The organism is Bradyrhizobium sp. ISRA442 (assembly GCF_038085055.1).
Lineage (GTDB): Bacteria > Pseudomonadota > Alphaproteobacteria > Rhizobiales > Xanthobacteraceae > Bradyrhizobium.
This window is the reverse complement of record NZ_JALGCN010000001.1, coordinates 295206-319282: the sequence shown is the minus strand read 5'-3', so window position 1 is coordinate 319282 and position 24077 is coordinate 295206. Positions and strand designations below refer to the sequence as shown.

The 24077-nt window shown below is 63.6% G+C and carries 26 protein-coding genes; 9 read left to right on the top strand and 17 right to left on the bottom strand.

Annotated elements, in window-relative coordinates; genetic code table 11:
• The first annotated feature begins 12 nt into the window (after positions 1-12).
• Both MTR72_RS01495 and MTR72_RS01490 read left to right on the top strand, forming a co-directional pair.
• Complete coding sequence (locus tag MTR72_RS01495; RefSeq protein WP_280971081.1) at positions 13-1287, top strand: YeaH/YhbH family protein; 1275 nt, start codon at positions 13-15, stop codon at positions 1285-1287.
• Complete coding sequence (locus MTR72_RS01490) at positions 1284-2819, top strand: SpoVR family protein (protein WP_280965954.1); 1536 nt, start codon at positions 1284-1286, stop codon at positions 2817-2819. Before MTR72_RS01495 ends, MTR72_RS01490 begins: the two co-directional genes overlap by 4 nt.
• A 49-nt stretch (positions 2820-2868) precedes the next feature.
• Here MTR72_RS01490 and MTR72_RS01485 read toward each other — a convergent pair whose 3' ends face one another.
• The 6 genes from MTR72_RS01485 to MTR72_RS01460 form a co-directional block, all read right to left on the bottom strand.
• Positions 2869-3330: a DUF1801 domain-containing protein gene (locus MTR72_RS01485; protein ID WP_341510088.1), complete on the bottom strand. Its 462-nt coding sequence runs from the start codon at positions 3328-3330 to the stop codon at positions 2869-2871.
• Positions 3331-3364: 34 nt separating this feature from the next.
• Entirely contained in the window at positions 3365-3586 is a 222-nt protein-coding gene (locus MTR72_RS01480; protein ID WP_280965952.1) for a hypothetical protein, read from the bottom strand.
• 53 nt (positions 3587-3639) lie between these two features.
• A complete protein-coding gene (locus MTR72_RS01475) occupies positions 3640-4071 on the bottom strand; it encodes an SRPBCC family protein (RefSeq protein WP_280965951.1) in 432 nt (143 codons plus the stop codon).
• Entirely contained in the window at positions 4068-4391 is a 324-nt protein-coding gene (locus MTR72_RS01470; protein ID WP_280965950.1) for an ArsR/SmtB family transcription factor, read from the bottom strand. Before MTR72_RS01470 ends, MTR72_RS01475 begins: the two co-directional genes overlap by 4 nt.
• Before the next feature lie 163 nt (positions 4392-4554).
• Positions 4555-5004: a DsrE family protein gene (locus tag MTR72_RS01465; protein WP_280965949.1), complete on the bottom strand. Its 450-nt coding sequence runs from the start codon at positions 5002-5004 to the stop codon at positions 4555-4557.
• A gap of 82 nt (positions 5005-5086) precedes the next feature.
• Entirely contained in the window at positions 5087-5707 is a 621-nt protein-coding gene (locus tag MTR72_RS01460; protein WP_341510017.1) for a hypothetical protein, read from the bottom strand.
• Between the two features lie 316 nt (positions 5708-6023).
• Here MTR72_RS01460 and MTR72_RS01455 point away from each other — a divergent pair, with 316 nt between their 5' ends.
• Together MTR72_RS01455 and MTR72_RS01450 are read left to right on the top strand one after the other, a co-directional pair.
• Positions 6024-7529 (top strand): SUMF1/EgtB/PvdO family nonheme iron enzyme, encoded by a 1506-nt coding sequence (locus tag MTR72_RS01455; protein ID WP_280965947.1) that lies wholly within the window; start codon positions 6024-6026, stop codon positions 7527-7529.
• A gap of 17 nt (positions 7530-7546) precedes the next feature.
• Positions 7547-7993: a DUF4399 domain-containing protein gene (locus MTR72_RS01450; RefSeq protein ID WP_280965946.1), complete on the top strand. Its 447-nt coding sequence runs from the start codon at positions 7547-7549 to the stop codon at positions 7991-7993.
• Here the strand turns inward: MTR72_RS01450 and MTR72_RS01445 are convergent, their stop codons facing one another.
• The 10 genes from MTR72_RS01445 to pqqA form a co-directional block, all read right to left on the bottom strand.
• Positions 7994-9049 (bottom strand): 2-oxoacid:ferredoxin oxidoreductase subunit beta, encoded by a 1056-nt coding sequence (locus MTR72_RS01445; protein WP_280965945.1) that lies wholly within the window; start codon positions 9047-9049, stop codon positions 7994-7996.
• Complete coding sequence (locus tag MTR72_RS01440) at positions 9046-10893, bottom strand: 2-oxoacid:acceptor oxidoreductase subunit alpha (protein WP_280965944.1); 1848 nt, start codon at positions 10891-10893, stop codon at positions 9046-9048. Before MTR72_RS01440 ends, MTR72_RS01445 begins: the two co-directional genes overlap by 4 nt.
• Positions 10863-12662 (bottom strand): FAD-dependent oxidoreductase, encoded by a 1800-nt coding sequence (locus tag MTR72_RS01435; protein WP_341510016.1) that lies wholly within the window; start codon positions 12660-12662, stop codon positions 10863-10865. Before MTR72_RS01435 ends, MTR72_RS01440 begins: the two co-directional genes overlap by 31 nt.
• A 229-nt stretch (positions 12663-12891) precedes the next feature.
• The gene (locus tag MTR72_RS01430) at positions 12892-13569 is read right to left on the bottom strand and encodes a DUF4286 family protein (protein WP_280965942.1); all 678 of its coding nucleotides are present in this window, start codon (positions 13567-13569) and stop codon (positions 12892-12894) included.
• A 94-nt stretch (positions 13570-13663) separates the two neighbouring features.
• Positions 13664-14650 (bottom strand): prolyl aminopeptidase, encoded by a 987-nt coding sequence (gene pip / locus MTR72_RS01425; RefSeq protein ID WP_280965941.1) that lies wholly within the window; start codon positions 14648-14650, stop codon positions 13664-13666.
• A complete protein-coding gene (gene pqqE / locus MTR72_RS01420) occupies positions 14640-15857 on the bottom strand; it encodes a pyrroloquinoline quinone biosynthesis protein PqqE (protein ID WP_280965940.1) in 1218 nt (405 codons plus the stop codon). Before pqqE ends, pip begins: the two co-directional genes overlap by 11 nt.
• The gene (pqqD, locus tag MTR72_RS01415) at positions 15854-16165 is read right to left on the bottom strand and encodes a pyrroloquinoline quinone biosynthesis peptide chaperone PqqD (RefSeq protein ID WP_280965939.1); all 312 of its coding nucleotides are present in this window, start codon (positions 16163-16165) and stop codon (positions 15854-15856) included. The genes pqqE and pqqD overlap by 4 nt, the downstream gene beginning before the upstream one ends.
• A 12-nt stretch (positions 16166-16177) precedes the next feature.
• Positions 16178-16933 (bottom strand): pyrroloquinoline-quinone synthase PqqC, encoded by a 756-nt coding sequence (gene pqqC / locus MTR72_RS01410; RefSeq protein ID WP_445819544.1) that lies wholly within the window; start codon positions 16931-16933, stop codon positions 16178-16180.
• Positions 16934-16953: 20 nt separating this feature from the next.
• Positions 16954-17883 carry a pyrroloquinoline quinone biosynthesis protein PqqB gene (gene pqqB, locus MTR72_RS01405; RefSeq protein ID WP_280965937.1) on the bottom strand — a complete coding sequence of 310 codons (930 nt, stop codon included), beginning with the start codon at positions 17881-17883 and terminating at the stop codon, positions 16954-16956.
• Positions 17884-17999: 116 nt separating this feature from the next.
• Positions 18000-18080: a pyrroloquinoline quinone precursor peptide PqqA gene (gene pqqA, locus MTR72_RS01400; protein WP_280971080.1), complete on the bottom strand. Its 81-nt coding sequence runs from the start codon at positions 18078-18080 to the stop codon at positions 18000-18002.
• A gap of 280 nt (positions 18081-18360) precedes the next feature.
• On the opposite strand from pqqA, the gene MTR72_RS01395 reads away from it, so the two are divergent.
• The 5 genes from MTR72_RS01395 to tarD all read left to right on the top strand — a co-directional run bounded on the left by MTR72_RS01395 (position 18361) and on the right by tarD (position 22326).
• Positions 18361-18618, top strand: coding sequence for a DUF6894 family protein (locus MTR72_RS01395; protein WP_280965936.1), 258 nt, complete (start codon positions 18361-18363; stop codon positions 18616-18618).
• A gap of 180 nt (positions 18619-18798) precedes the next feature.
• Complete coding sequence (locus tag MTR72_RS01390; protein WP_280965935.1) at positions 18799-20199, top strand: amidase family protein; 1401 nt, start codon at positions 18799-18801, stop codon at positions 20197-20199.
• A gap of 2 nt (positions 20200-20201) precedes the next feature.
• Positions 20202-20678 (top strand): glutathione peroxidase, encoded by a 477-nt coding sequence (locus MTR72_RS01385; protein WP_280965934.1) that lies wholly within the window; start codon positions 20202-20204, stop codon positions 20676-20678.
• Between the two features lie 11 nt (positions 20679-20689).
• Entirely contained in the window at positions 20690-20932 is a 243-nt protein-coding gene (locus MTR72_RS01380; protein ID WP_280965933.1) for a DUF3297 family protein, read from the top strand.
• 224 nt (positions 20933-21156) lie between these two features.
• Entirely contained in the window at positions 21157-22326 is a 1170-nt protein-coding gene (gene tarD / locus MTR72_RS01375; protein ID WP_341510015.1) for a D(-)-tartrate dehydratase, read from the top strand.
• 124 nt (positions 22327-22450) lie between these two features.
• Here the strand turns inward: tarD and MTR72_RS01370 are convergent, their stop codons facing one another.
• Positions 22451-23803 carry a malonyl-CoA decarboxylase gene (locus MTR72_RS01370; protein ID WP_280965931.1) on the bottom strand — a complete coding sequence of 451 codons (1353 nt, stop codon included), beginning with the start codon at positions 23801-23803 and terminating at the stop codon, positions 22451-22453.
• Positions 23804-24077 lie beyond the last annotated feature (274 nt).

Sequence of the window (24077 nt, the reverse complement as noted above, 5' to 3'; positions counted from 1 at the left end):
GAGAAAGTGGCCATTCACATCATTGACAGGCGCCTGAATCCAGGCGGCAAGAGTCTTGAGAACCGTCAGCGGTTCTTGCGTCGGGCCAAATCCCTGGTGCAGGGCGCCGTCAAGAAGACCTCGCAGGAACGCGACATCAGGGACGTCCTGGAGGGTGGTGAGGTCACGATCCCGCTCGACGGCATGCACGAGCCGCGCTTCCGCCGCGAGGGCGGCACGCGCGACATGGTGCTGCCCGGCAACAAGAAGTTCGTCGAGGGCGACTATCTGCCCCGCTCGGGCCAGGGCAGCGCCAAGGATTCGGGTCCCGGCGAGGGCGACAGCGAAGACGCCTTCCGGTTTGTGCTGAGCCGCGACGAGTTCGTCGATCTCTTCCTCGACGACCTCGAACTCCCTGATCTCGCCAAGCGCAAGATCGCGGAGACCGAGAGCGAGGGCATCCAACGCGCCGGCTATACCACCTCGGGATCGCCCGCCAACATCTCCGTGAGCCGGACGGTGCAGCTTGCGCTCGCCCGCCGCATCGCGCTCCGCCGTCCGCGCAAGAGCGAGATGGATGAGCTGGAAGCCGAGATCGACGCATGTACCGATGAGGACAGGCGCGCCGAGCTCCTCGCCCGGCTCGCGAAGCTCAAGGCGAAAGCCAAGCGCATTCCCTTCATCGATCCGCTCGACATCCGCTACCGGCGCTTCGAGACGGTGCCGAAGCCGGTCGCGCAGGCGGTGATGTTCTGTCTGATGGACGTCTCCGGCTCGATGTCCGAGCACATGAAGGATCTCGCCAAGCGCTTCTACATGCTGCTCTACGTCTTCCTGAAGCGCCGTTACAAGCATGTTGAGATCGTCTTCATCCGCCACACCGACCGCGCCGAGGAGGTCGACGAGCAGACCTTCTTCTACGGCCCGGCCTCCGGCGGCACGCTGGTCTCGAGCGCGCTCCAGGCCATGCACGAGATCGTGCGCGAGCGCTTCAATCCGGCGGACTGGAACATCTACGCGGCCCAGGCCTCCGACGGTGACAATTCCTATTCCGACGGCGAGCTCGCGGGCATGCTGCTGACGGAGAAGATCCTTCCTGTCTGCCAGTTCTTTGCCTATCTCGAAGTCGGCGAGTCCGGCGGCAGTGCCTTCGATCTGTCCGATTCCTCGCTCTGGACTCTCTATGACCGCCTGCGCAACACCGGCGCGCCGCTGTCGATGCGCAAGGTCAGCGAGCGCAGCGAGATTTTTCCGGTGTTCCACGACCTGTTCCAGCGCCGCGAAACCCAGGAGAAGGCCGCTCCATGACGGAACGATTGTTCGAAGGTGCGGATTGGGACTTCCACACCCTGCAGCGCGTTCACGACGCCTGCGAGGAGTTGGCGACAAAGGATCTCGGGCTCGACGTCTATCCGAACCAGATCGAGGTCATCACCGCCGAGCAGATGCTGGATGCCTATTCGTCCGTAGGCATGCCGCTGTTCTACAAGCACTGGTCGTTCGGCAAGCACTTCGCGTTCCACGAGGCTTCCTATCGCAAGGGCCTGATGGGGCTCGCCTATGAGATCGTGATCAACTCCTCGCCCTGCATCTCCTACCTGATGGAGGAGAATACGGCGACGATGCAGACGCTGGTGATCGCGCACGCCGCCTTCGGCCACAATCATTTCTTCAAGAACAACTATCTGTTCAAGCAGTGGACTGACGCCGACGGTATTCTGGACTATCTGGATTTCGCCAAGAACTACGTCGCGAGTTGCGAGGAGCGCCACGGCCGCATCGAGGTCGAGCGCACGCTGGATGCCGCCCATGCGCTGATGTCGCACGGCATCGACCGCTATCCCGGCAAGAAGAAGCTGGACCTGCGCGCCGAAGAGAAGCGGGCAGGGCGGCGCCGCCAGCACGAGGAGGAGGTCTTCAACGACCTCTGGCGCACCGTGCCGAAGGGAGCGGCCAAGAGCCGATCCGCGCTCAGCATCGAACGCCGCCGCAAGCTGCTGGGCCTGCCGCAGGAAAACCTGCTCTACTTCCTGGAGAAGAGCGCGCCGCGGCTGGCGCCCTGGCAGCGCGAGCTCTTGCGCATCGTCCGGCACATCGCGCAGTATTTCTACCCGCAGAGCCAGACCAAGGTGATGAACGAGGGGACGGCGACCTACGTCCACTATCGCATCATGAGCAAGCTGCACCAGCAGGGCCGCATCAGCGACGGCAACTTCCTCGAATTCCTGCAATCGCACACCAACGTCGTATTCCAGCCCGAATTCGACGATCCGCGCTTCTCCGGATTCAACCCCTATGCGCTCGGCTTCGCTGTGATGCAGGACATCGAGCGCATCGTCAGCAAGCCCGAGGACGAGGACCGCGAATGGTTCCCGGACATCGCCGGCAAAGGCGACGTGATGGGCGTGCTGCGCGACGTCTGGGCCAACTATCGCGATGAGAGCTTCATTGGCCAGTTCCTCAGTCCGCGCCTGATGCGGCACTTCCGGATGTTCCACCTGCACGACGATCCCGAGGAGCGCGCCGGAATCCGGGTGGATGCCATTCACGACGAGCGCGGCTTCCGCCGGGTGCGGCGTGAGCTGGCGCGGCAGCATGATGTCGGCTTCATCGACGCCAATATCGAGGTGGTCGACGTCGATTTGTCCGGCGACCGCCGGCTGATCCTGCACCACCACGTCATCAAGGGCTCGCAGCTCAACGAGACCGACGCCAAGCGGGTGCTTCAGCATCTCGCCGATCTCTGGACCTATGACGTCTCGCTGATCGAGGTCGATGCCAACGACAAGGTTGTGCGCGAATACGTCGTGAGCCCGCGGCCGCTGCCGGCGGCGGCCTGACGCCGCCACCTCTCCGTACGGGGGAGAGTTCTCGACCCGCTTGAGCTTCTTAAGCCGAAGCTTTGGCAGATTTGCCTTTGGCCTTGGTCTTGGATTTGGCTTTGGACGTGTTCAGGGCGACGGCCGCGCGGATGAGCGCTTTCAGCGCCTTTTCGTCGATCTTCGCGCCCTCGGGAAAATCGATGGCGCGCCTCACATTCCCTTCGAGACTGGAATTGAAGAGGCCCGCGGGGTCCTCCAGCGCCGCGCCCTTTGCAAAAGTCATCTTCACGGCGGCCTTGTAGGTCTCGCCCGTGCAGATGATTCCGTCGTGCGACCACACCGGCACGCCGCGCCACTTCAATTCCTCGACGACGTCGGGATCGGCCTCCCTGATCAGGGTCCGGAGCCGGCTCAACATCTTGCCTCGCCAATCGCCAAGCTCCTGGATTTTCGCGTCGATCAAATGGGATGCTGAAGCCCCTTCCGCCTCGCTGCCGGTCTTCTTGGCTGCTGTTGCGATCTTCTTCATGATCTCGCTTGCCTCTACCTTCCGTTCGGCCAACTCACTGGCTTGTTTCACCCGCCATGCGGCGGCCGGCCACATACGGTAGCGCAAACAAATAAAGGCCGCTCGCGAGCAACAGGATGAGCGGGACCAGCGCCAAGAGGCCCACCCACAGAGCCTGCACCTGTTGGGTCATGGCGACGACGTTGGCGATGACGGCTAGCGTGAACGCGATCGAAAGCCAGCGATGGATCTGGCGAATCCGCATATTCCAGGTCAATGGGACCTCCTCTCGAGTGAAGATGGTGGGGTAGGGGATGCTGGTCGTGGAGCTCACTCCGTCCGCGCCAGCACCTCCTCGAGTTTTGCAAAGAACTGCTTCCACCCGGCATGGGCGCCGCCATAGGCCTGCTTCTGGGTGGGCCGGAAACCTGCCTGCTCCACGCGCAGATGGGTGCCGCCGCCCGCCGGGGTGAGCGTAAAGGTCACGACGCTTCTGAGATCGAAGTTCGCGTCCTCGTGCGTGAAATTCCAGGTGTAGGCGAGGCTTCTATGCGGCTCGATGGTGAGAACCTCGCAGTCCAGCACGCCGCCCCACTCGCCGCGAAGGTTGAACTTGTGGCCAACGACGGGCTTGAAGTCGTTCTTCATCAGCCATTCCTCGATCAGATGCGGCTGCGTCAGCGCGCGCCAGACCCTTTCCGGCGGAAAAGCCATCTCGCGTTCGATGATCACGGAGCGCAGCTCAGTCGCAGCTTCTGTCATTGGTCCATCCTCTTCAGGAGATATTCGAGCGCATCGAGCCGGTTCTGCCAGAATCCGGCCATCTGGCTCGTCCAGTCGATCAGCGGATTCAGCGCGCCGGGCTCTGCGCTGTAATGGGTCTGGCGGCCCTCGTGGCGGTCGCGCACGAGCCCCGCCTGCTTCAGCGCGCCAAGATGTTTCGAGACCGCCGGCTGTGAAACGCCGGATCGGGCCGTCAGCGCCCCGACCGTCTGCTCCCCGTCGCGGCATAGCCGCTCGAAGATCGACCGTCGGGTCGGATCGGCCAGGGTTTTGAACAGCAGGTCGGGGGTGCTCGACATCTCTAATCCATAACCCATCGGTTATGAAATAATCCATAACCGAAGAGTTATGGATGAGTCAAGCGGGATGAGTTCTTGTTGAAGCGATGCGAACCCAGAGCTCGGACCACCTCTCCCGCCGGGGAGAGGTGGTCCCCGGTGAGCGGCCGAACTTCATCGTGTTTCAAGGCCGCAAGTAGATGTAACCCTGCGACTGGAGTTCGGCGAGACGAACCACGCCGCCTTTCTCCGCACTGACGAAGCCGGGCAGCAGATCCCTGAGCGTGACGTTCTGCGCCCTCATCGTGTTGCCGCAGGCGGCGAGCTCGACGCCGTCCTTGGAGAAATCGCCGATCCGCTTGCCGATATCGGGGTTGGCGTGCGCCGAGTGAAACGCCTTCAACGCCGGCCCGTGGATCACCAGCGCAATCGTCACATGCTCGGGACCGCCGACGCCGTCGATATGGTTCTGGATGTTGCCGAGTACGAAACTGACCTTCTCGGCATCGCTCAGGTGATAGACGACCTTGAGCTTGTCGCTCGCATTGGCCTCCGTTGCAGCTTTCGCGCCTCGGGCAGCGAACATCGCGCCCAAGCTGGAAACCGCGCTCCAGAGGATATTGCGCCGGTTCATGACGTCTCCCTCGACTGCGCATGGGCTGCGACAGCGGCAGCGCCGCCATGCGGATCATGCGTCTGAGATGGCCGGACAGATATCACTTGTGGCGGAGCGCGGCGAGTTCCTTGCGGTCGGTGACGAGCGAGGCGCATTCGCTGCTGTCGGCACGGTCGAGGCGGAAAATCTTGTCGTCGGCGCCGGCGACCAGCGATTGCTCGGCCTCGTCGTCCGGCTTGTTGTTCTGCCAGACCCGGACACGCTCGAGCCGGACGATGGCCGATTTGTTGTCCTTCGACAGCGCCACCTCGATGCCGCCCCCTTCGCAATCGACGCCGCAGCCGAGACGGACTTCGTCACCGTAGTCCCCGAGCACCACATGGTGGCATGAACCGCTGGAATCGAAATCGCCGGAGCGATGGCGGTATTTGAAGCCGAGCCGGAATGAGTTGTGGAGCTGTTTGTCTTCCTCATCGTATTCAGCCGACACCAGCAGCTTCATCGACGCGACCTTCTGCTTCGGATGCCGCGCCAGGTGCTCGGCATCGTAGCGGCGGACGAAGCAGGCATAGGCCTTGTTGCCGGGCACGCCTGCATACATCCGCGCGTTGAAGGTCTCCGCCTCCGCCTTGTTTGCCTCCCGCACCTTGTCGGCCTCCTCGGCGTGGGCCGCGCCGGTCAGCGCAGCGAGGGTAAGGGCAGCAAAGAGAGAGAACTTCATGACGGCCTCGCGTGCGTGACAACCATAGCAGGAGCTGTTGTCTGTTAGACGCGCGCTGCGTGCGACACGTTCAACGTTCGCAAGGTCGCTGCATGATGATCGCAGGGCGGAGTGAGATGGATGGTTCCACGCGGCGCATTAGTCATCGGCAGGGTCGAGAAGGTTCAATCGACATGGCGCTTTCGCCTTCCGGAACTTGATGTGGATGATTTCTGCGACATTGTCTCAGTTCATCAATGTGATAGCTTTCACAGACGATTGCTTTTCGAAGTCGTATGCTGGGGCTGCCTTCTGGTAGGTTCGTGGAGTCCCCGCGGTGGGCGAAATTCGCAATTTCAGATCCGGAAGTCATGACGAGCCGCCGCACGGCGCAATGCCTCGTCGTCTCGCCGCGATCATTGTCGGTGACATCGCTTCCTACAGTCGCTTGATGCAGGCCGACGAGGAGGGCACGCATGTTCGCGTCAAGCGGATCGAGCGGGATCTCATCCAGCCCACCATCGTCGAGCACCACGGAAGTCTGGTGAAGACGACGGGCGACGGCTTCATCGCCATTTTCGATAGTCCCGTCGAAGCTGTCAGATGCAGTATCGTCATCCAGCAGAACCTCATCGGCCGCAATGCCTCGCTTCCGAAGCATTCCCGGATCGAATATCGGATCGGCGTCAATCTCGGTGACGTCATCGTCGAGCCGGACGATATCTACGGCGACGGCGTCAACATCGCCACGCGCATCGAGGGTATCGCCGAGCCCGGTCAGGTCTATATCTCCGGCGCGATCTACGAGCAGATCAAGCACAAGGTGGTGTGCGGCTATGAGGCGCTTGGCGATCACAAGGTCAAGAACATCACCGATCCCGTGCGGATCTATCGCGTGCTACCGGACGCAGATGCCGTCGGCAGGACGCGAAGCCGGCGCGAGAATGCCTTGATGTTTCTCCTGGCCATCATGGTGCTGGTCATTGCCGCCGGCGTGCTCTGGTATCTGCTGACGCAGCCGGGCAGGGTGGGCGAACAGGCCGCGACGCCGACCGCTTCGCCGGCCGCATCCCCGAGCCCGCAGCCTTCGCCGCGCGAAGCGACGACGCAGACGCCGCAACCGTCTCCTTCATTGGCTTCGTCGCCCGCCCCGGCGTCGGCGACGCCCTTCCGCGAACCCCAGATGGTCGCCATTCGCGGCGGCAGCTTCGCAATGGGAAGCAATGATGATCCGACCGAACGCCCGGTCCACCAGGTCTCGGTCAAGCCGTTCTCGATCGGCAAATATCCGGTAACAGTGCAGGAGTGGAACGAATGCGCCGCTGCCAAGGCGTGTGGATTCACCGCCGCCGGCAACGACGATGCGCCGGTCGCCAATGTGAGCTGGACCGATGCGCAACAATACGCCGCCTGGCTCGCGCAGGCAGCGAAGAAGGCCTACCGGCTTCCGAGCGAAGCCGAATGGGAATACGCGGCGCGCGGCGGAACGCAGACCAAGTATTGGTGGGGCGACAAGCTGCAGCCGGGTATGGCCGGGTGCAAGGATTGCGGTGACCTCGCCGCCGAGCAGCCGGGGAAAGTCGGCAGCTTCAAGCCCAACCCATTCGGACTCTACGACATGGGTGGCGGCGTCGATCAGTGGGTCGAGGACTGCTGGCACAGGACCTATCAGGGTGCGCCCGGCGACGGAACGGCATGGACCGGTGGAGATTGCGCCTCGCACGTCCTGCGTTCGGGCTCCTGGAAGAACGATTCGCGGTATGTGCGGCCATCCAACCGCGATGGTTACGATACCAATGTTCGTTACCCGACGCATGGATTCCGCGTCGCGCTCAGTCCTTAAGTGCTGGAGTAGGTTTGATGAAAATCATTCGCTGCGTCGCGCTGGCGGCGGCGCTCGCCCTGCTCCCGGGCGTCGCCTATTCGCAGGGCAAGACCGCCCCCAAGGACGCAAAGCTCTATTTCATCACCCCGCATGACGGGCAGAAGGTCCGCAGCGGATTCTGGGTCCGGTTCGGCCTGCGCAACATGGGCGTGACGCATGCCGGCGACGACTATCAGAACGCCGGCCATCATCATCTATTGGTCGACGTCAACGATCCCATCGATCCCAAGGAGCCGATCGCGCAGGACAAATCGCATCTGCACTTCGGGGCGGGACAGACCGAGACCTTCCTCGAGCTTCCGCCTGGGACGCACACGCTGCAGCTCGTGCTGGGCGATGCGAAGCACTATCCGTTCGCGCCGCCCGTCGTGTCGGAGAAGATCACGATACGCGTCAGGCAGCCCGTTTCAGCCGCTAAGTGATCAACGCAGGCTGGCGTTGATCTTGTCCAGCACCGCCGAGCCCGGGCAGAGCGTGTCCGCCTCCAGCGCGTTGAGCGGCGTCTCGACCGTGTTGAGGTGCTCGTGCAGGTCTTCCGCCTCGGGATCGACATAGAGCAGGCCGGTGACGATCTGTCCCTTGGCGGCGTGCTTCTGCAGGAAGGTCATCGCCCCGAGCCGGTCGTGCGGATCGTAATCGGCATCGATCTTGCGCAGCGCGATCCTGCTGCCGTCATGCTGCTCGACCATCTGCACCGTGCCCGGCGCGTAATCGACCGCGATCGGGTCGCGGCCGACCAGCACGTCGAGCCGGTTTACGGCATCGTTGTGCTCGCGGACATAGTCGAAGCTCTTGGTCGAGCCGGCGTGATTGTTGAAGGCGATGCATGGGCTGATCACGTCGATGAAGGATGCGCCCTTGTGGCGGATCGCGGCGGCGATCAGCGGCACGAGCTGGGTCTTGTCGCCGGAGAAGCTGCGCGCGACGAAGGTGGCCCCTAACTGCAGCGCGATCGCCACGAGGTCGATGGCGTTGTCGGTGTTGGTCACGCCCTTCTTGGACTTCGAGCCACGGTCGGCGGTCGCCGAGAACTGGCCCTTGGTCAGGCCGTAGACGCCGTTGTTCTCGACGATATAGGTCATGTTGACGCCGCGCCGGATCGAATGCGCGAACTGGCCGAAGCCGATGGATGCGGAATCACCGTCGCCGGAAACGCCGAGATAGATCAAATCGCGGTTGGCGAGGTTGGCGCCCGTGAGCACCGACGGCATGCGCCCGTGCACGGAGTTGAAGCCGTGCGAATTGCCGAGGAAGTAATCCGGCGTCTTCGACGAGCAGCCGATGCCGGATATCTTCGCCACCCGATGCGGCTCGATCGACAGCTCGTAGCAGGCCTCGATGATCGAGGCGGTGATCGAGTCGTGACCGCAGCCGGCGCACAGCGTCGAGATCTTGCCCTCGTAGTCGCGATGCGTGTAGCCGAGCTCGTTCTTCTTCAGGCCCGGATGATGAAACTTCGGCTTTGCAATGTAGGTCATGACACGGCCTTGCGGAGCGGGGTCACCTTGAGGTGATCCTGGTGGTCGCCAATGGCTTTCGCGATGAAACGGGCGGTGATCGGCGTGCCGTCGTAATGCACGATCGGCACGAGGCGCACCGGGTCGATGCCGTTCTCGTTGACGATGAGCTGGCGGAGCTGGCTGTCGCGGTTCTGCTCGACCACGTAGACGAAATCGTGCTCGGCGAGGAAGCTCGCCACGCTGGAATGGAACGGGAAGGCGCGGATGCGCAGGCGATCGAGCTGATGCCCGCGCGCTTCCAACAGTCCGATCGCCTCGTCCATCGCCGGCGAAGTCGAGCCGAAATAGATCACGCCATATTTGGTCGGCCGTTCCGCATTGGCTTGCAGCGGCCGCGGCACGAGGTCCTGCGCCGTCTCGAATTTGCGCACCAGGCGCTGCATGTTGTCGGCGTAGACGGGGCCTTCCTCGGAATAGCGCGCATAGCGGTCGCGCGAGGTGCCGCGGGTGAAATAGGAGCCCTTGGTCGGATGCGTGCCGGGATAGGTGCGGTAGGGGATGCCGTCGCCGTCGACGTCGAGATAGCGGCCGAAGTCGCGGCCTTCCTCCAGCATCTCCGCGGTCATGATCTTGCCGCGGTCGTATTGGCGCGCATCGTCCCACTTCAGCGGACGGCAGAGGCGATGGTTCATGCCGATGTCGAGGTCGAGCATCAGGAAGATCGTGGTCTGCAGCCGCTCGGCGAGGTCGAAGGCCGCGGCAGCGAACTCGAACGCCTCGGCCGGATCTTCCGGGAACAGCAGCACATGCTTGGTGTCGCCATGCGAGGCATAGGCGCAGGCGATGACATCGCATTGCTGGGTGCGTGTCGGCATGCCCGTCGAGGGGCCGGCGCGCTGGATGTTCATGATCACGGCCGGGATCTCGGCGAAGTAGGACAGGCCGATGAACTCCGTCATCAGCGAGATGCCCGGGCCCGAGGTCGCGGTGAAGGCGCGGGCGCCGTTCCAGGACGCGCCGATCACGATGCCGATCGAGGCGAGCTCGTCCTCGCCCTGGACGATCGCGTATTTTGCCTTGCCGGTCTCAGGATCGTGCCGGTACTTTTTGCAGTGGCTGGTGAAGGCCTCCGCCACCGACGATGATGGCGTGATCGGATACCAGGCACATACCGTCGCGCCGCCATAGACGGCGCCGAGCGCCGCGGCGCTGTTGCCCTCGATGAAGATGCGGTCGCCGACCTTGTCGGCTTTCTTCACACGCAGCCCGATCGGGCATTTCAGGTTCTGCAGCGCCCAGTCGCGGCCGAGATGCAGCGCGTGGACGTTGGAGGAGAGCAGCTTCTCCTTGCCCTTGTACTGCTCGCCGATGAGCTGCTCGATCACCTTCGGATCCATGTCGAGCAGAGCGGAGAGCGCGCCGAGATAGATGATGTTCTTGAAGAGCTGGCGCTGGCGTGGATCGGTGTAGGTCGAATTGGTGATCGCGGTCAGCGGCACGCCGATCACGGTGATGTCGTCTCGGAATTTGGTCGACGGCATCGGCTTGGTGGAATCGTAAAACAGATAGCCGCCGGGCTCGATGCCGGCGACGTCCTTGTCCCAGGTCTGCGGGTTCATCGCCACCATCATGTCGACGCCGCCGCGGGCGCCGAGATGGCCGGCTTCCGTCACCCGCACCTCGTACCAGGTCGGCAGGCCCTGGATGTTGGACGGAAAGATGTTGCGCGGGGAGACCGGCACGCCATGGCGCAGGATCGCGCGGGCGAACAGTTCGTTGGCGCTGGCCGAGCCCGAGCCGTTGACGTTGGCAAAGCGGACGACGAAGTCGTTTACGCTGCTGATCGGCTTTTTGTCGGACATGACGATCCTGCGTGGGTCATTTCGATGAAATATTTCTGCATGTCCCAGGCGCCGGTGGGACAACGCTCGGCGCACAACCCGCAATGCAGGCAGACGTCCTCGTCCTTGACCATCACGCGCCCGGTCTTGAGGTCGCTGGAGACGTAAAGGTCCTGGTCCGGATGCGGCGAGGGCGCCTTCAGGCGCTGGCGCAAGTCGCTTTCCTCGCCGTTTGCCGTGAAGGTGATGCAGTCCATCGGGCAGATGTCGGCGCAGGCATCGCACTCGATGCAGAGCGCGGTCGAGAACACGGTTTGCACGTCGCAGTTCAGGCAGCGATGCGCTTCGCCGAGCGCGAGCTTGACGTCGTAGCCGAGCTCGACCTCGGCGCGGATGTCCTTCAGCGCGACCACCTTGTCGCGATGCGGCACCTTGAAGCGCTTGTCGACCGAGATGTCGTTGTCATAGCTCCATTCGTGGATGCCCATCTTCTGCGAGGAGACGTGCACCTCCGGCAGCGGGCGCTCGGTGATGTCCTCGCCCGAGAGCAGCCTGTGGATCGACAGCGCGGCGTCGTGACCGTGCGCGACGGCCCAGATGATGTTCTTGGGGCCGAAGGCGGCGTCGCCGCCGAAGAACACCTTCGGATTCGTCGAGACGAAAGTCTTCGGATCGACCTTGGGCATGTGCCACTTGTCGAACTCGATGCCGCAGTCCTGTTCGATCCAGGGGAAGGCGTTCTCCTGGCCGACCGCGACCAGCACGTCGTCGCATTCGAAGGTCTGGTCGGGCTCGCCCGAGGGAACGAGATTGCGGCGGCCTTTGGCGTCGTACTCCGCCTTCACCTTCTGGAAGGTGACGCCGGTGAGCTTGCCGTTGTCGTGAATGAAGGCAACGGGAACGAGGAAGTTGAGGATCGGGATATCCTCGTGGATCGCGTCTTCCTTCTCCCAGGGCGAGGCCTTCATCTCGTCGAAGCCGGAGCGCACGATAACCTTGACGTCTTCGCCGCCAAGCCTGCGCGCGGTGCGGCAGCAATCCATTGCGGTGTTGCCGCCGCCGAGCACGATCACGCGCTTGCCGATCTTGTCGGTATGGCCGAACGACACTGAGGACAGCCAGTCGATGCCTATATGGATGTTCCCTGCCGCTTCTTTCCGGCCGGGAATGTCGAGCTCGCGGCCGCGCGGCGCGCCGGAGCCGACGAAGATCGCGTCGTACTTCTCCGTGAGCAGGGCCTTCATGCTGTCGATGCGATGACCGCCCTTGAACTCGACGCCGAGGTTGAGGATGTAGCCGGTCTCCTCGTCGATCACCGAATTCGGCAGGCGGAACTTCGGGATCTGCGTGCGCATCATGCCGCCGGCTTCGGGGTCGGCATCGAATACGGTGCAATGGTAGCCGAGTGGAGCGAGATCGCGCGCCACCGTCAGCGAGGCCGGGCCGCCGCCGACCAGCGCGATGCGCTTGCCGTTCTTCGCAGCGGGGTGCGGCAGGCGCTGCTTGATGTCGTCCTTGAAATCCGCGGCGACGCGCTTGAGGCGGCAGATCGCGACCGGATTGTCCTCGACGCGTCCGCGACGGCACGCCGGCTCGCATGGACGATCGCACGTGCGCCCCAGGATGCCGGGGAACACGTTCGATTTCCAATTGATCATGTAGGCGTCGCTGTAGCGGCCTTGGGCGATCAGACGGATGTATTCGGGGACGGGGGTATGCGCTGGACAGGCCCACTGGCAATCGACCACTTTGTGAAAGTAGTCGGGGGCCGCGATATCAGTCGGTTTCATTCCTACCCTGTCCGCGCAGGCCCAAAGACCCGGCGGCCTTCTTGAGCTTGGCGAACGCTTAAGGTGCGATCTGGTTTCTAAATTGGATCATAGGCTTACCTTATTAGAACCATTCCGAAGCACAACGGCAAATTTCCGCGATCTCCAGGTTTCATAGGAGCTGCGCGCGCACGGCATTAACGGCCGCGCGACATTCGGCGGTGCAGCATTCGCGGTGCAGATGACGGCGTCAGTCGCGCGAGATATCGCTCTTGGCCAAGTCCCACATCAGGCAATAGGTGCCGACGGAGACCGGGAGCGGGAACGGCGCGGCCCCGGGTCCCGTGAAGCGCTCGGCGATAAGGGTCGAGACGGCGCCGACTTGCGTGCCGTCGATCAGCACGAACCAGTCGCGCGCGCCTTCGTTGCGCGCGGCCGGAATCTCCGCGGTCGCGCCGGACAGCCCGGGCTCGGTTTCGAGCAGATGCATGGAGATGATGCCGTCGCGCGTTGTCTGCGCAAGTTTCTCCCGCAGTGCATCACGCCATATCTCAGCATTGTCGGGTGTCGGACGAAGCCGGACCACGCCGAGCGCCGCGCCACGTCCGGTGCCGTTGCTGATCGTAATGCGCGCCACCACGCGGAGCATGTTCTTGAAGCGCGCCATGCTCTGGCGCGACCAGTCGGTCGGGCTCGCGAGCCGCGCCCGGTAGGCGGGACTGTCCAGCACGTCCAGCGTCGCGGTCGAATAGAGGCAGAGATATTTGGGATGGGCGGCGTGCGCGACATAGCGCCGCGCCTCAAGGAAACCCTCGATCGCGACGCGCTCTTCCAGATGTTCGCGATCGTACCAGCGGTTGAAATCGGCTTCATCGGCTGCGTCGATGTCCATCGACGTCAGCAGCATGCCCTTTCCGGCCAGCGGCATTTCCTGTTGTCCTTCTCTTCCCACGCCCCTCATGATGAGGAGCCGCGTCTTCGAGACGCGCGCAAGCGCGCTCCTCAGGATGAGGGGATAGTTTCTATCGCGCGGTTTTCGACGCGAGGTCCGCGATCGACTTCATGACTGCGTCCCTCACGCCGGTATCATAGAGCGAATGCCCGGCTTCTTCCACGATGCGAATCTCGGAGCCCGGCCAGACCCTCGCGAGCGCCTGCGATGTCTCAGGTGGGCACAACAGGTCGTAGCGGCCCTGGACGATGATGCCGGGAATGCCTGCGAGCCTGCCGGCGTTGCGCAAGATCTGGTCCTCGGTCATGAAGCTGTCGTTGATGAAGTAGTGCGCTTCCATGAACGGCGTCGCGGGCAGCGTGCGCCACACGTTGAGCGAGGCGAGGTCCAGCCGCGTCTTTGCAGGCTTGTGTTCCGACAGCGTGCGCTCGGTGTCGTGCCAGGCCCGCGCGGCGGGGCCATGCACGGCGGGATCGGCGTCGAGGATGCGGCGCCAATAGGCCTCAATCGGGCGGCTGCGCTCTTCGGCGGGCAGTACGCTCAGAAAATCTTCGTTGAGTGCAGGATAGAACTGCGACAGCCGGCGCGTGAAGCCGGTTTCCACCTCGGCTCGCGTGCCCAGAAAGGTCGCGCGCAAGGCGATGCCGCAGACGCGCTCGGGGTGCGCCTCTGCATAGGCCAGCGCCAGCGTCGCGCCCCAGGACCCGCCGACCACCATCCAGCGTGGAAAGCCGAATTTTTTGCGGATCATCTCCATGTCCGCGATCAGATGCGCCGTCGTGTTGTACGCGCGCGATCCCTTGGGCCGGCTGCGGCCGCAGCCGCGCTGGTCGAACAGCACGGCGCAGAATCGCTCGGGATCGAAAAGCCGGCGATGGTCGGGCTGGCAGCCGCTGCCGGGCCCGCCATGCAGATAGACAGCGGGGATACCATCGGCACGGCCGACGCTCTCGACGTAGATATCGTGGCCGTCGCCGACGTCGAGCATCTCGGAGGTCAGCGGCGCGAAGGGATCGGCGCGTTTGACCGAACTGGCCGCGTCGGCGTCAGGCGCCATTCTCGCCGCTCTCCGAAGTCTCTGCTTCCAGCGTGCCTCCGGCGAAATTGCGGTAGAGGAAGCGGTTGGTCTCGCCCTCGGCCTCGCGCTCGGCCTGCTTGAAGATGGTCTCGTGCAGCGGCGACAGCGCACAGGCAGGATCAGTGTTGGCGGCATCGCCGGTCAACGCGAAGGCCTGGCAGCGGCAGCCGCCGAAATCGATGTCGCGGAACTCGCAGGATTTGCACGGCTCCTTCATCCAGCCGGTGCCGCGATAGCGGTTGAAGGCGTCGGAGTTCTGCCAGATCCACGCGATCGAATGGTTGGAGCGCACGGACTCGAATTCGAGCCCGGTGATGCTCTCGGCGGCGTGGCAGGGCAGCACCTTGCCGGCCGGCGAGATGTTGAAGAACTGCCGCCCCCAGCCGCCCATGCATTTCTTCGGCCGCAGCGCGTAATAGTCCGGCACGACATAGTCGATCGCGAGCGTGCCCTTCAGCCGCTCGCGCGCCTCCTCGACGAGGCGGGTGGTCTCGTCGAGCTGCGCCACTGTCGGCATCAGCGCGGCGCGGTTCTTCAGCGCCCAGCCGTAATACTGCACGTTGGCGACCTCGAGCCGGTCGGCGTCGAGATCGACCGCCATCTGGATGATGTCAGGAAGCTGATGCAGGTTCTGGCGATGCATCACCGCGTTCACGGTGAGCGGCAGGTCGAGTTCGCGCGTCCACTTCGCGACCTCGAGCTTCTTGTGATGCGCGCCCTTGTAACCGGCGACGCGGTCGGAGAGTCCCTCTTCGGTGCCTTGGAAACTGATCTGCACATGGCAGAGCCCGGCATCCGCAAGCTCGCCGAGCCTGTCGCGCGTCAGCAGCACGGCCGAGGTGATCAGATTGGTGTAGAGGCCGACGTCGCTGGCGTGCCGGACCAGTTCGACGAGGTCTTTCCGCGCCGTCGGCTCGCCGCCAGAGAAATGGACCTGGAGCACGCCGATCTCGGCGAGTTCGCTCAAGACCTTCTTCCATTCCTCGGTGGTCAGCTCCTTGCCGGCGCGATCGAGCTCGACCGGGTTGGAGCAGTAGGGACACTGCAGCGGGCAGCGATGGGTGATCTCGAGCAGCACGGCGAGCGGAATGCCGAAAGTCTCCGCCGTCGAGCGCTGCTTCTCCAGCACCGCGAGGCTGTCGCTGGCGTCAGAGGGAATGGTCGGATTGCCGAGTACGTCGCTCATGGCGTCTTCTCCCGGGCCTCGGTGAGAAAGCCCTTGTCGGCGAGATCCTGGAGCATGGCGACGACGTCGGTGAGGATCGCCTCGCGCGGCGCGGCGTATTTCGCGGCCAATTGGTCCGCGACGTCGCTGACGCTGCGCTCGCCGTTGCAGAGCTGCAGCACTTCGACCGCGATCTCGTCCGGCGCCAGCACCCGTTCCGGAGCCAGGATCACCCAGACCTGTCGCGTCTCGTCGTATTTCAGCTTGGCATGCCGCGGCAGCACGGGGCGGCTCGTTTCGCTGACGCTGATGTGACGCGGCCCGGCCATCGCTGGTTCCTCTTAGCTCGCTTTGGGCACGAATGCGCCCGGCGGAATGTGGCCCTCGACATAGGCGTGGTAGAGCGCATCGAGCTGCACCCACAGCACGTTGGTCTTGAAGATCAGCGCATTGCAGACGGCGGCGCGTTCCTCCGGCGTCTTCGCATGTGCCTTGACATAGTCGAGCGCGAAGCCGGCATCGCGCGGGGCCTGCGCCAGGCGCCGCTTGAAGTAGCTCATGATGTCTGGATTGACGAAGTCGTAGTGCTCCAGCATGCCGGAGATGCGCTCTTCGTGCAGGTTCGGCGCGAACAGTTCGGTGAGCGAGGAGGCGATCGCCTCCAGCGGGCTTTTTTCGCGGCAGTAGTGGACATAGGCTTCGACCGCAAAACGCGTCGCCGGCAAAATGCCTTCGGTCGATTCCACATAGGCGGTGTCGAGACCGAGGCCCTCGGTCAGCTTCAGCCAACGCTCGATGCCGCCCTCGCTGCCAACGTCGCCGTCATGGTCCTCGATGCGGTGGCGCCATTCCAGCCGCGTGGCGCGGTCGCGGAAGCGCGAGATCACCACCGCATCCTTGATCGGGATCGTGCTCTGGTAATAGTAGCGGTTCAGCGCCCAGGCCTGCACCTGGCCCTTGTTCAGCTTGCCGCCGTGCAGCAACTTATGGAACGGATGCAGGCTGTGATAGCGCGTGGCGCCGATGTGGCGCAGCGTCGCCTCGAGCTCCTCGGCCGAATTGAGCCTCAAGTCCTTGCCGATCGAGAGCGCGGTCATTCCTGTCATTGACGCGGCATTCACAGCACGATCTCCGTTCCGTCAGCGGGTATCTGCCAGCCCGCCTCCTCGGCGGCCTTGCGCTCGATTGAGCCGGGCAGCAGCGCCGGATTCGAGTTATTGATATGCAGAAATATCTTCCTGTCGATATTTAGATCAGCGAGCCGGGCGATCGCGCCGCCGTCGCCGGACATCGCGATATGTCCCATGCTCTTGCCGGTCTTGTGGCCGAGGCCGGCCTTGATCATCTCGTCGTCGCGCCACACCGTGCCGTCGAAGAACAACAGCGCTGCGCCGTCGATCTCGGACTTGAGCGCATCGGTGACCTCGGCGCAGGCGGCGAGGAAGTAAAAGCTCTTGCCGGTCGACTTGTCCGTGACCTTCAGGCCAAGCGTATCGCCGTCGCCGACCTCGCCGCCGGGATGCGCCTTGCCTTCCAGATACCAGGCCGACTTGCCGGGCACCGCGAAGGGGAGCACCTCGATGCCAGAGCGTGCTCCGTCGGGAAGCCGCGGCTCGAACGGCTCGCTGATGCCGATCGGCTGCCGCCGTACGTTCTTCTCGTTCAGCACGTTGAAGATGCTGTTAGCTTTCAGGATCGCCAGCACCTTCTCATGCGCGTAGACCGTGAAGGGCGAGCCCTCGCGCATCGAAAGCAGGCCCGCAACCGCATCGACCTCGCCGTTGGTCAGGATCACGCCCGCGATCGGCGTGTGGCGCAAGGCACCTGCCTTGGGGTGTAGCTGCGGCGTGGCGTTCAACTGCTGTCTGAGATCGGGCGATGCGTTGATCAGGAACCAGTGCGCGCCGTCGCCACTGAAGGCGACCGACGCCTGGGTTCTCTGCAATCCATGAGATTCAGCGCGCGCTGCACGGCAGCCTGCGCAACCGCAGTTCCACTGCGGGACTCCGCCGCCCGCTGCGGCGCCCAGGACGACGACGCGAAGCATAAATCCGTCTCCTGGAAGCACGTGTCGCGGTGGATCTCAGGCTGACACAAATCCCTTCGTCCGGGGACGTGGCGCACCCGAAGGATCCACCTGCGCGCAACGTGAAATTGCCGCCCTTATTTGCGGGTGGCGCTCACATACATGTTGATTTCCATGCCGCATGGCACTTCGACGATCCTTGGTGCCTTCCAGGCCATTGTGGCTCTCCTTTTCTGAGAAATCGGACGTATCCGCCCGCCCATAAGTTAGTGCGGGCAGAAAAGTTCGCCAGTGAAATCTTCCGAGACCTAGGTAGTAGGCAGGCTGCGATGCTGCGCCGCAAACACGGAAGGCACGAACCCGCCGCGGAGATGACGCAAAAACAGCAAGACAACCTCATGCTAAGAACGACGATGGGTCGCAATCCCTGTCCGGATAAACCAGTTGTGAGTGCAAGGCGGCTTTCAATCCGCTACAGGCGACCCCATTGGATCAGGCATGCCCAGATACTTCTTCAACACCCGCATCGGCGACGAATTGATCGTGGATCCTGACGGCGAGGACCTGCGCAACCCGGATCGTGCCTGGGAGGTCGCCCGTCAGATGATCCTGGAAGTGTTGAAATCGGAGGGGGCCCAGCCGGCCCTGCTCGAGGCCGTCATCGAGGTCACCGACGTCGATGGCGAGATCGTGCTGGAGTTTCCGTTTACCGAGGCGCTTCTGGATATTCCGGACCGCTCCGCGACCAGGCATTAGGGCATGATCCGGAGACATGATCCGGAGAAGTGTGCCGCAGTTTTCCGAAAAGATCATGCCCAAACAATAACCTAAAGCGCGATCCCATCGCGCTTTAGCGGCACGCCTTCGCCCCTGCGAAATCCGCATGGCTTTGCCGCGTGACCGGCGTTAAAACACGCCGATCAAACGGAGCACGTCATGCAAGATCTCTGGCGCCTGTCGGCCGCCGACCTCGCCACCCTCGTCAAATCCAGGAAGGTCTCCGCCAGGGAGGCAGCAACGGCTGGGCTCGCCCGGCTCGACGCCGTCAATCCCAAGCTCAATGCAGTGGTCGACCACCGGCCGGAAGACGTGCTCAAGCAGGCGGATGCCGTCGATGCCGCGATCGCCCGCGGCGAGGACCCCGGCGTGCTGGCCGGCGTGCCCGTCACCATCAAGGCCAACGTCGACCAGGTCGGCTTTGCCACCACCAACGGCCTCAAGCTGCAGCGCGACCTGATCGCGCGCGAGGACAATCCGGTGGTCGCCAATTTCCGGAAAGCGGGCGCCATCCTGCTCGGCCGCACCAATTGCCCGGCCTTTTCCTATCGCTGGTTCACCACCAATCTCGTGCACGGCGACACCAGGAACCCCCGCGACGCTTCGCTGACCCCCGGCGGCTCGTCGGGCGGCGCCGGCTCGGCGGTTGCGGCGGGCATCGGCCACATCGCCCATGGCACCGACATCGCCGGATCGATCCGATATCCGGCCTATGCCTGCGGCGTGCACGGCCTGCGCCCAACCATGGGCCGCATTCCCGCCTTCAACCCGGCGCTGCCAGAGCGCCCGATCGGTCCGCAGATCAGTGCAGTGTCGGGGCCGCTGGCGCGCACCGTCAACGACTTGCGGATTTCGCTAGCCGCGATGGCGGCGCGCGACATCCGCGATCCCTGGTGGGTGCCGGTTCCGCTGGAAGGCCCTGAGCGGCCGAAGCGCGCCGCGCTCTGCCTCAACCCCGATGGGCTCGCGACCGCACCGGAGGTGAAGGCGGCGGTGAGCGATGCCGGCAAGCGGCTGGAGCGCGCCGGCTGGACTGTCGATGTGATCGAGAACACGCCGCCGATGCGTGAAGCGGTCGAGTGGCAAACAAAGCTCTGGCTCGGCGACGGCTACGAGGCGCAGTTGGAGGCCGCCGAGCGTGAGGGCGATCCCGGCGCGCTTGCATGCCTGCGCGGCAACCGCGCCAAGGTCACGCCGTTCGATCAGGCCGCTTACGCGAAGGCGCTGACCCGCCGCGCCACGCTGACCCGCGAATGGATGCTGTTCTTCGAAAAATATGCGGTGGTGCTGACGCCGGTCTCCGGCGAATTGCCGTTCCCGGATCATCTCGACCGCAAGGACGATGAGTCCTTCAAGCGCGTCTGGGAGGCGCAACTGCCGCAGATCGCCATTCCCTTCATGGGACTGCCGGGCCTCGTGGTCTCGACGGGGCTCGTCGGCAAGGCTCCGGTCGGCGTGCATGTGGTGTCCGGGCGCTATCGTGAGGACCTCTGCCTGCTTGCGGGCGAGGCGATCGAGGCGGGCGGCGTACCGCCATCGCCGATCGACCCCGTGGGCTGACGATGTCGGCCATCTACGAGTACAAGGCCAACTCGCTCGCCGGCGAGGAGGTGCCGATGCGGCGCTTCGAAGGACAAGTGCTGTTGATCGTCAACACCGCGAGCAAATGCGGCTTCACCCCGCAATATCGCGGCCTTGAGGATCTCTATCGCGACTTCTCGCCGCGCGGCTTCTCGGTGCTCGGCTTTCCCTGCAACCAGTTCGGTGGACAGGAGCCGGGACAGGCGAGCGAGATACAGGAGTTCTGCTCGACCAACTACGACGTCACTTTTCCTCTGTTCGAGAAGATCGACGTCAACGGTGCTAATGCGCATCCCCTGTATGAGTACTTGAAACGCCAGCAATCCGGCCTTTTAGGTGCCTCCATCAAATGGAATTTCACCAAATTCCTGGTGGATCGCGCCGGCAAGGTGGTCGCGCGCTACGCACCGACCGCGCGGCCCGAAGGATTGCGGCACCAAATCGAAACACTGTTGTGAGCGAGACAATCATGAGCGACGAATTGCCTGACCGCCTGTCGGTCGACCCGAACAGCCCGTACTACAACGCGGACGTCCTTTCGCGCGATGTCGGCATCCGCTTCAAGGGCATCGAGAAGACCAATGTCGAGGAGTACTGCGTCAGCGAAGGCTGGGTCCGCGTCACCGCGGGCAACGCCAAGGATCGCTACGGCAACCCGCTCACCATCAAGGTGCACGGGCCCGTGGAGCCGTACTTCAGGGATAAGAAGTAAAGGTCCAACCACCGTCATTGCGAGCGAAGCGAAGCAATCCAGAAGACCCTCACCCTGAGGAGCCGCGCTTGCGCGGCGTCTCCAAGGGCGAGGCCAACAGCGGGGCCATTCATCCTTCGAGACGCGCGTTCCGCGCTCCTCAGGATGAGGAACTGACAGTCTGGATTGCTTCGCTTCGCTCGTAATGACGGAAGTCCTCCTCGATTACTGAAAGCTAACCCCCCATGTCCGTCCGCATTGTCGACGTCCGCGAAATCACCAAGCCGATCTCCTCGCCGATCCGCAACGCCTATATCGACTTCACCAAGATGACGACGAGCCTCGTTGCCGTCGTCACCGACGTGGTGCGCGACGGCAAGCGTGTCGTCGGCTACGGCTTCAATTCCAACGGCCGCTATGGGCAGGGCGGCCTGATCCGCGAGCGCTTTGCCTCGCGCATTCTGGAAGCCGACCAGAAGTCGCTGCTCAACGCGGCCGGCGACAATCTCGATCCGGACAAGGTCTGGGCCGCGATGATGACCAACGAGAAGCCGGGCGGTCATGGCGAGCGCTCGGTCGCGGTCGGCACCATCGATATGGCGGTGTGGGATGCGGTGGCGAAGATCGCCGGCAAGCCGCTGTTCCGCCTGCTCGCCGAGCGCCACGGCGTCAAAGCCAATCCGCGCGTCTTCGTCTATGCCGCGGGCGGCTATTACTATCCGGGCAAGGACCTCTCGATGCTGCGCGGCGAAATGCGCGGTTATCTCGATCGCGGCTACAACGTCGTCAAGATGAAGATCGGCGGCGCGCCGATCGAGGAGGACCGCACGCGGATCGAGGCGGTGCTCAAGGAGATCGGCAAGGACGCGCAGCTTGCGGTCGATGCCAATGGCCGCTTCGATCTGGAGACCGCGATCGCCTATGCAAAAATGCTGCGGGACTATCCGTTGTTCTGGTACGAGGAGGCCGGCGATCCCCTCGACTATTCGCTGCAGGCTGCGCTCGCCGAGTTCTATCCGGGTCCGATGGCGACCGGCGAAAATCTGTTCAGCCACCAGGATGCCCGCAACCTGATCCGCTATGGCGGCATGCGGCCGGACCGCGACTGGCTGCAATTCGATTGCGCACTGTCCTATGGCCTGTGCGAATACCAGCGCACGCTGGAGGTGCTGAAGACCTATGGCTGGTCACCGAGCCGCTGCATCCCGCATGGTGGCCACCAGATGTCGCTGAACATCGCCGCCGGCCTCGGCCTCGGCGGCAATGAGAGCTACCCCGACCTGTTCCAGCCCTATGGCGGCTTTCCCGACGGCGTGCGCGTCGAGAACGGCCACATCACCATGCCGGACCTGCCGGGCATCGGCTTCGAGGGCAAGTCGGATCTCTACAAGGAGATGAGGGCGCTGGCGGAGTAGCCCGGCTGCTGCAGTACACTCCGTCATTGCGAGCGCAGCGAAGCAATCCAGCATCTTTCCGCGGAGACGGTCTGGATTGTTTCGCTGCGCTCGCATTGACGATGTGGCGCGAGCAGGAAGTCTCCTACGACAGCCGCATATCCAAGAGCCGCCGCCCTTCGCCCCTGAGCAGCTTCTTCACCGCGCCGGAGGCCACGACCTCGCCGTCATTGGCGTAGGCCTCGTGGTTCTTCTCGATGTCGTCGAGACGGTAGAGGTAGTTGACCATGATGCCGGCGGACTCGCGCAGACCCTTCGAGGAGAGATCGCCGAGCCAATTGATGCGCTCGAGCCGCGCGCCGTTGCCGAGATGGAAGCGGGCGACCGAGTCGATCAGGCGGCCCTTCGGCGTACGCGCCTTCAGGAAATAATGGGCCGCAAGCGGCTCCAGCACGCTGCGCAACTGCGCGGTGACGTCTGCATGCTCGAACCATTTCGGCTCGTCGAGCTGCTTCAGCATCTCGCGATCGTCGGCCGACAGGGGCAGGTCCTTGTCCTGCTTCACCCACTGCATGAACCCCGGCACCGGCGACAGCGTCACGAAATTGTCGAGCTTCGGCAGTTCGCGGCGCAATTCCTCGACCACTTGCTTGATCAGGAAGCTGCCGAAGGAGATGCCCCCTAAGCCACGCTGAGTATTCGAGATCGAATAGAACACGGCGGTGCGCGCGCGCTCGATAGGCAGATGCTGGCGGTCGACGGCGAGCAGCGGCGCGATCGCGCCGGGAATGGTCTCGGTCAGCGCCACCTCGACGAAGATCAGGGGTTCGTCGACCATGGCGGGATGGAAGAACGCGTAGCAGCGGCGGTCGACCGGATCGATGCGGCGGCGCAAATCGTCCCAGTCGCTGATCTCGTGCACGGCCTCGTAGCGGATGATCTTTTCGAGGATGTTGGCCGGGGTCGACCAGTCGATCCTGCGCAGCACGAGAAACCCCCTGTTGAACCACGAAGAAAGGAGATGGACGACGTCGCGGTCGAGCGCGGCGAGATCGGTGCGCCCGTTCATCATGCCGAGCAGGTCGGCGCGCATGCTGACCAGGTCGCCGGTGCCGCCGGGCGCGCGGTTGAGGCGGCGAATCAATTCCTGCCGGCGCGGCTCGGAAGCGAAGTGCAGGGAGCTGGCGTCCTCATCGCCGGACTTGGCGCGCCATTTTTCGATCGCCTTGGCCAATCGCTCGGGGTCCGGACCGAAGTCGCGCACCAGCGCCTCGAAAAAAGCGCGGCGTCCTTTCGCATCAAGGTCCTGGTAGAGGTCGAGCACCTCGCGCGCCATGGCGGTGCCCGAGGCTTCGCCCCGTCCCGACAGCAGCGCCTCGCAGAGCTCGACCAGGCCGTCGGCGTCATGCTTTGTGTCGGAGGAATCCCCGCGGCGAAGCAGCGTGCGGCCGCGCTCGGAGATCGTGGCGAGCAGGTCGGAGAAGAAGGCGTTGGCCATCTGGGCTTTTCGAATCCGGTTTGTGCGCTGCGGAAGCTTACACGGGATTTAGGCGGAAGCCGATCACAATCAAGCGCAAGAGTTTGGCATCTTAAGCTACGTCATGCGCCCCAAGAAAGCCGCCATGCCGCGCGAAGGCGGACGACGACGGGCGCGAAGTTGGACGCAGCAATATGCTCGCCCCAAAGCACGCTGTCATGCCCCGGCTTGACCGGGGCATCCAGTACGCTGCGGCCTTTCCGTATCCAACTGACGTCTCTGGGATACTGGATCG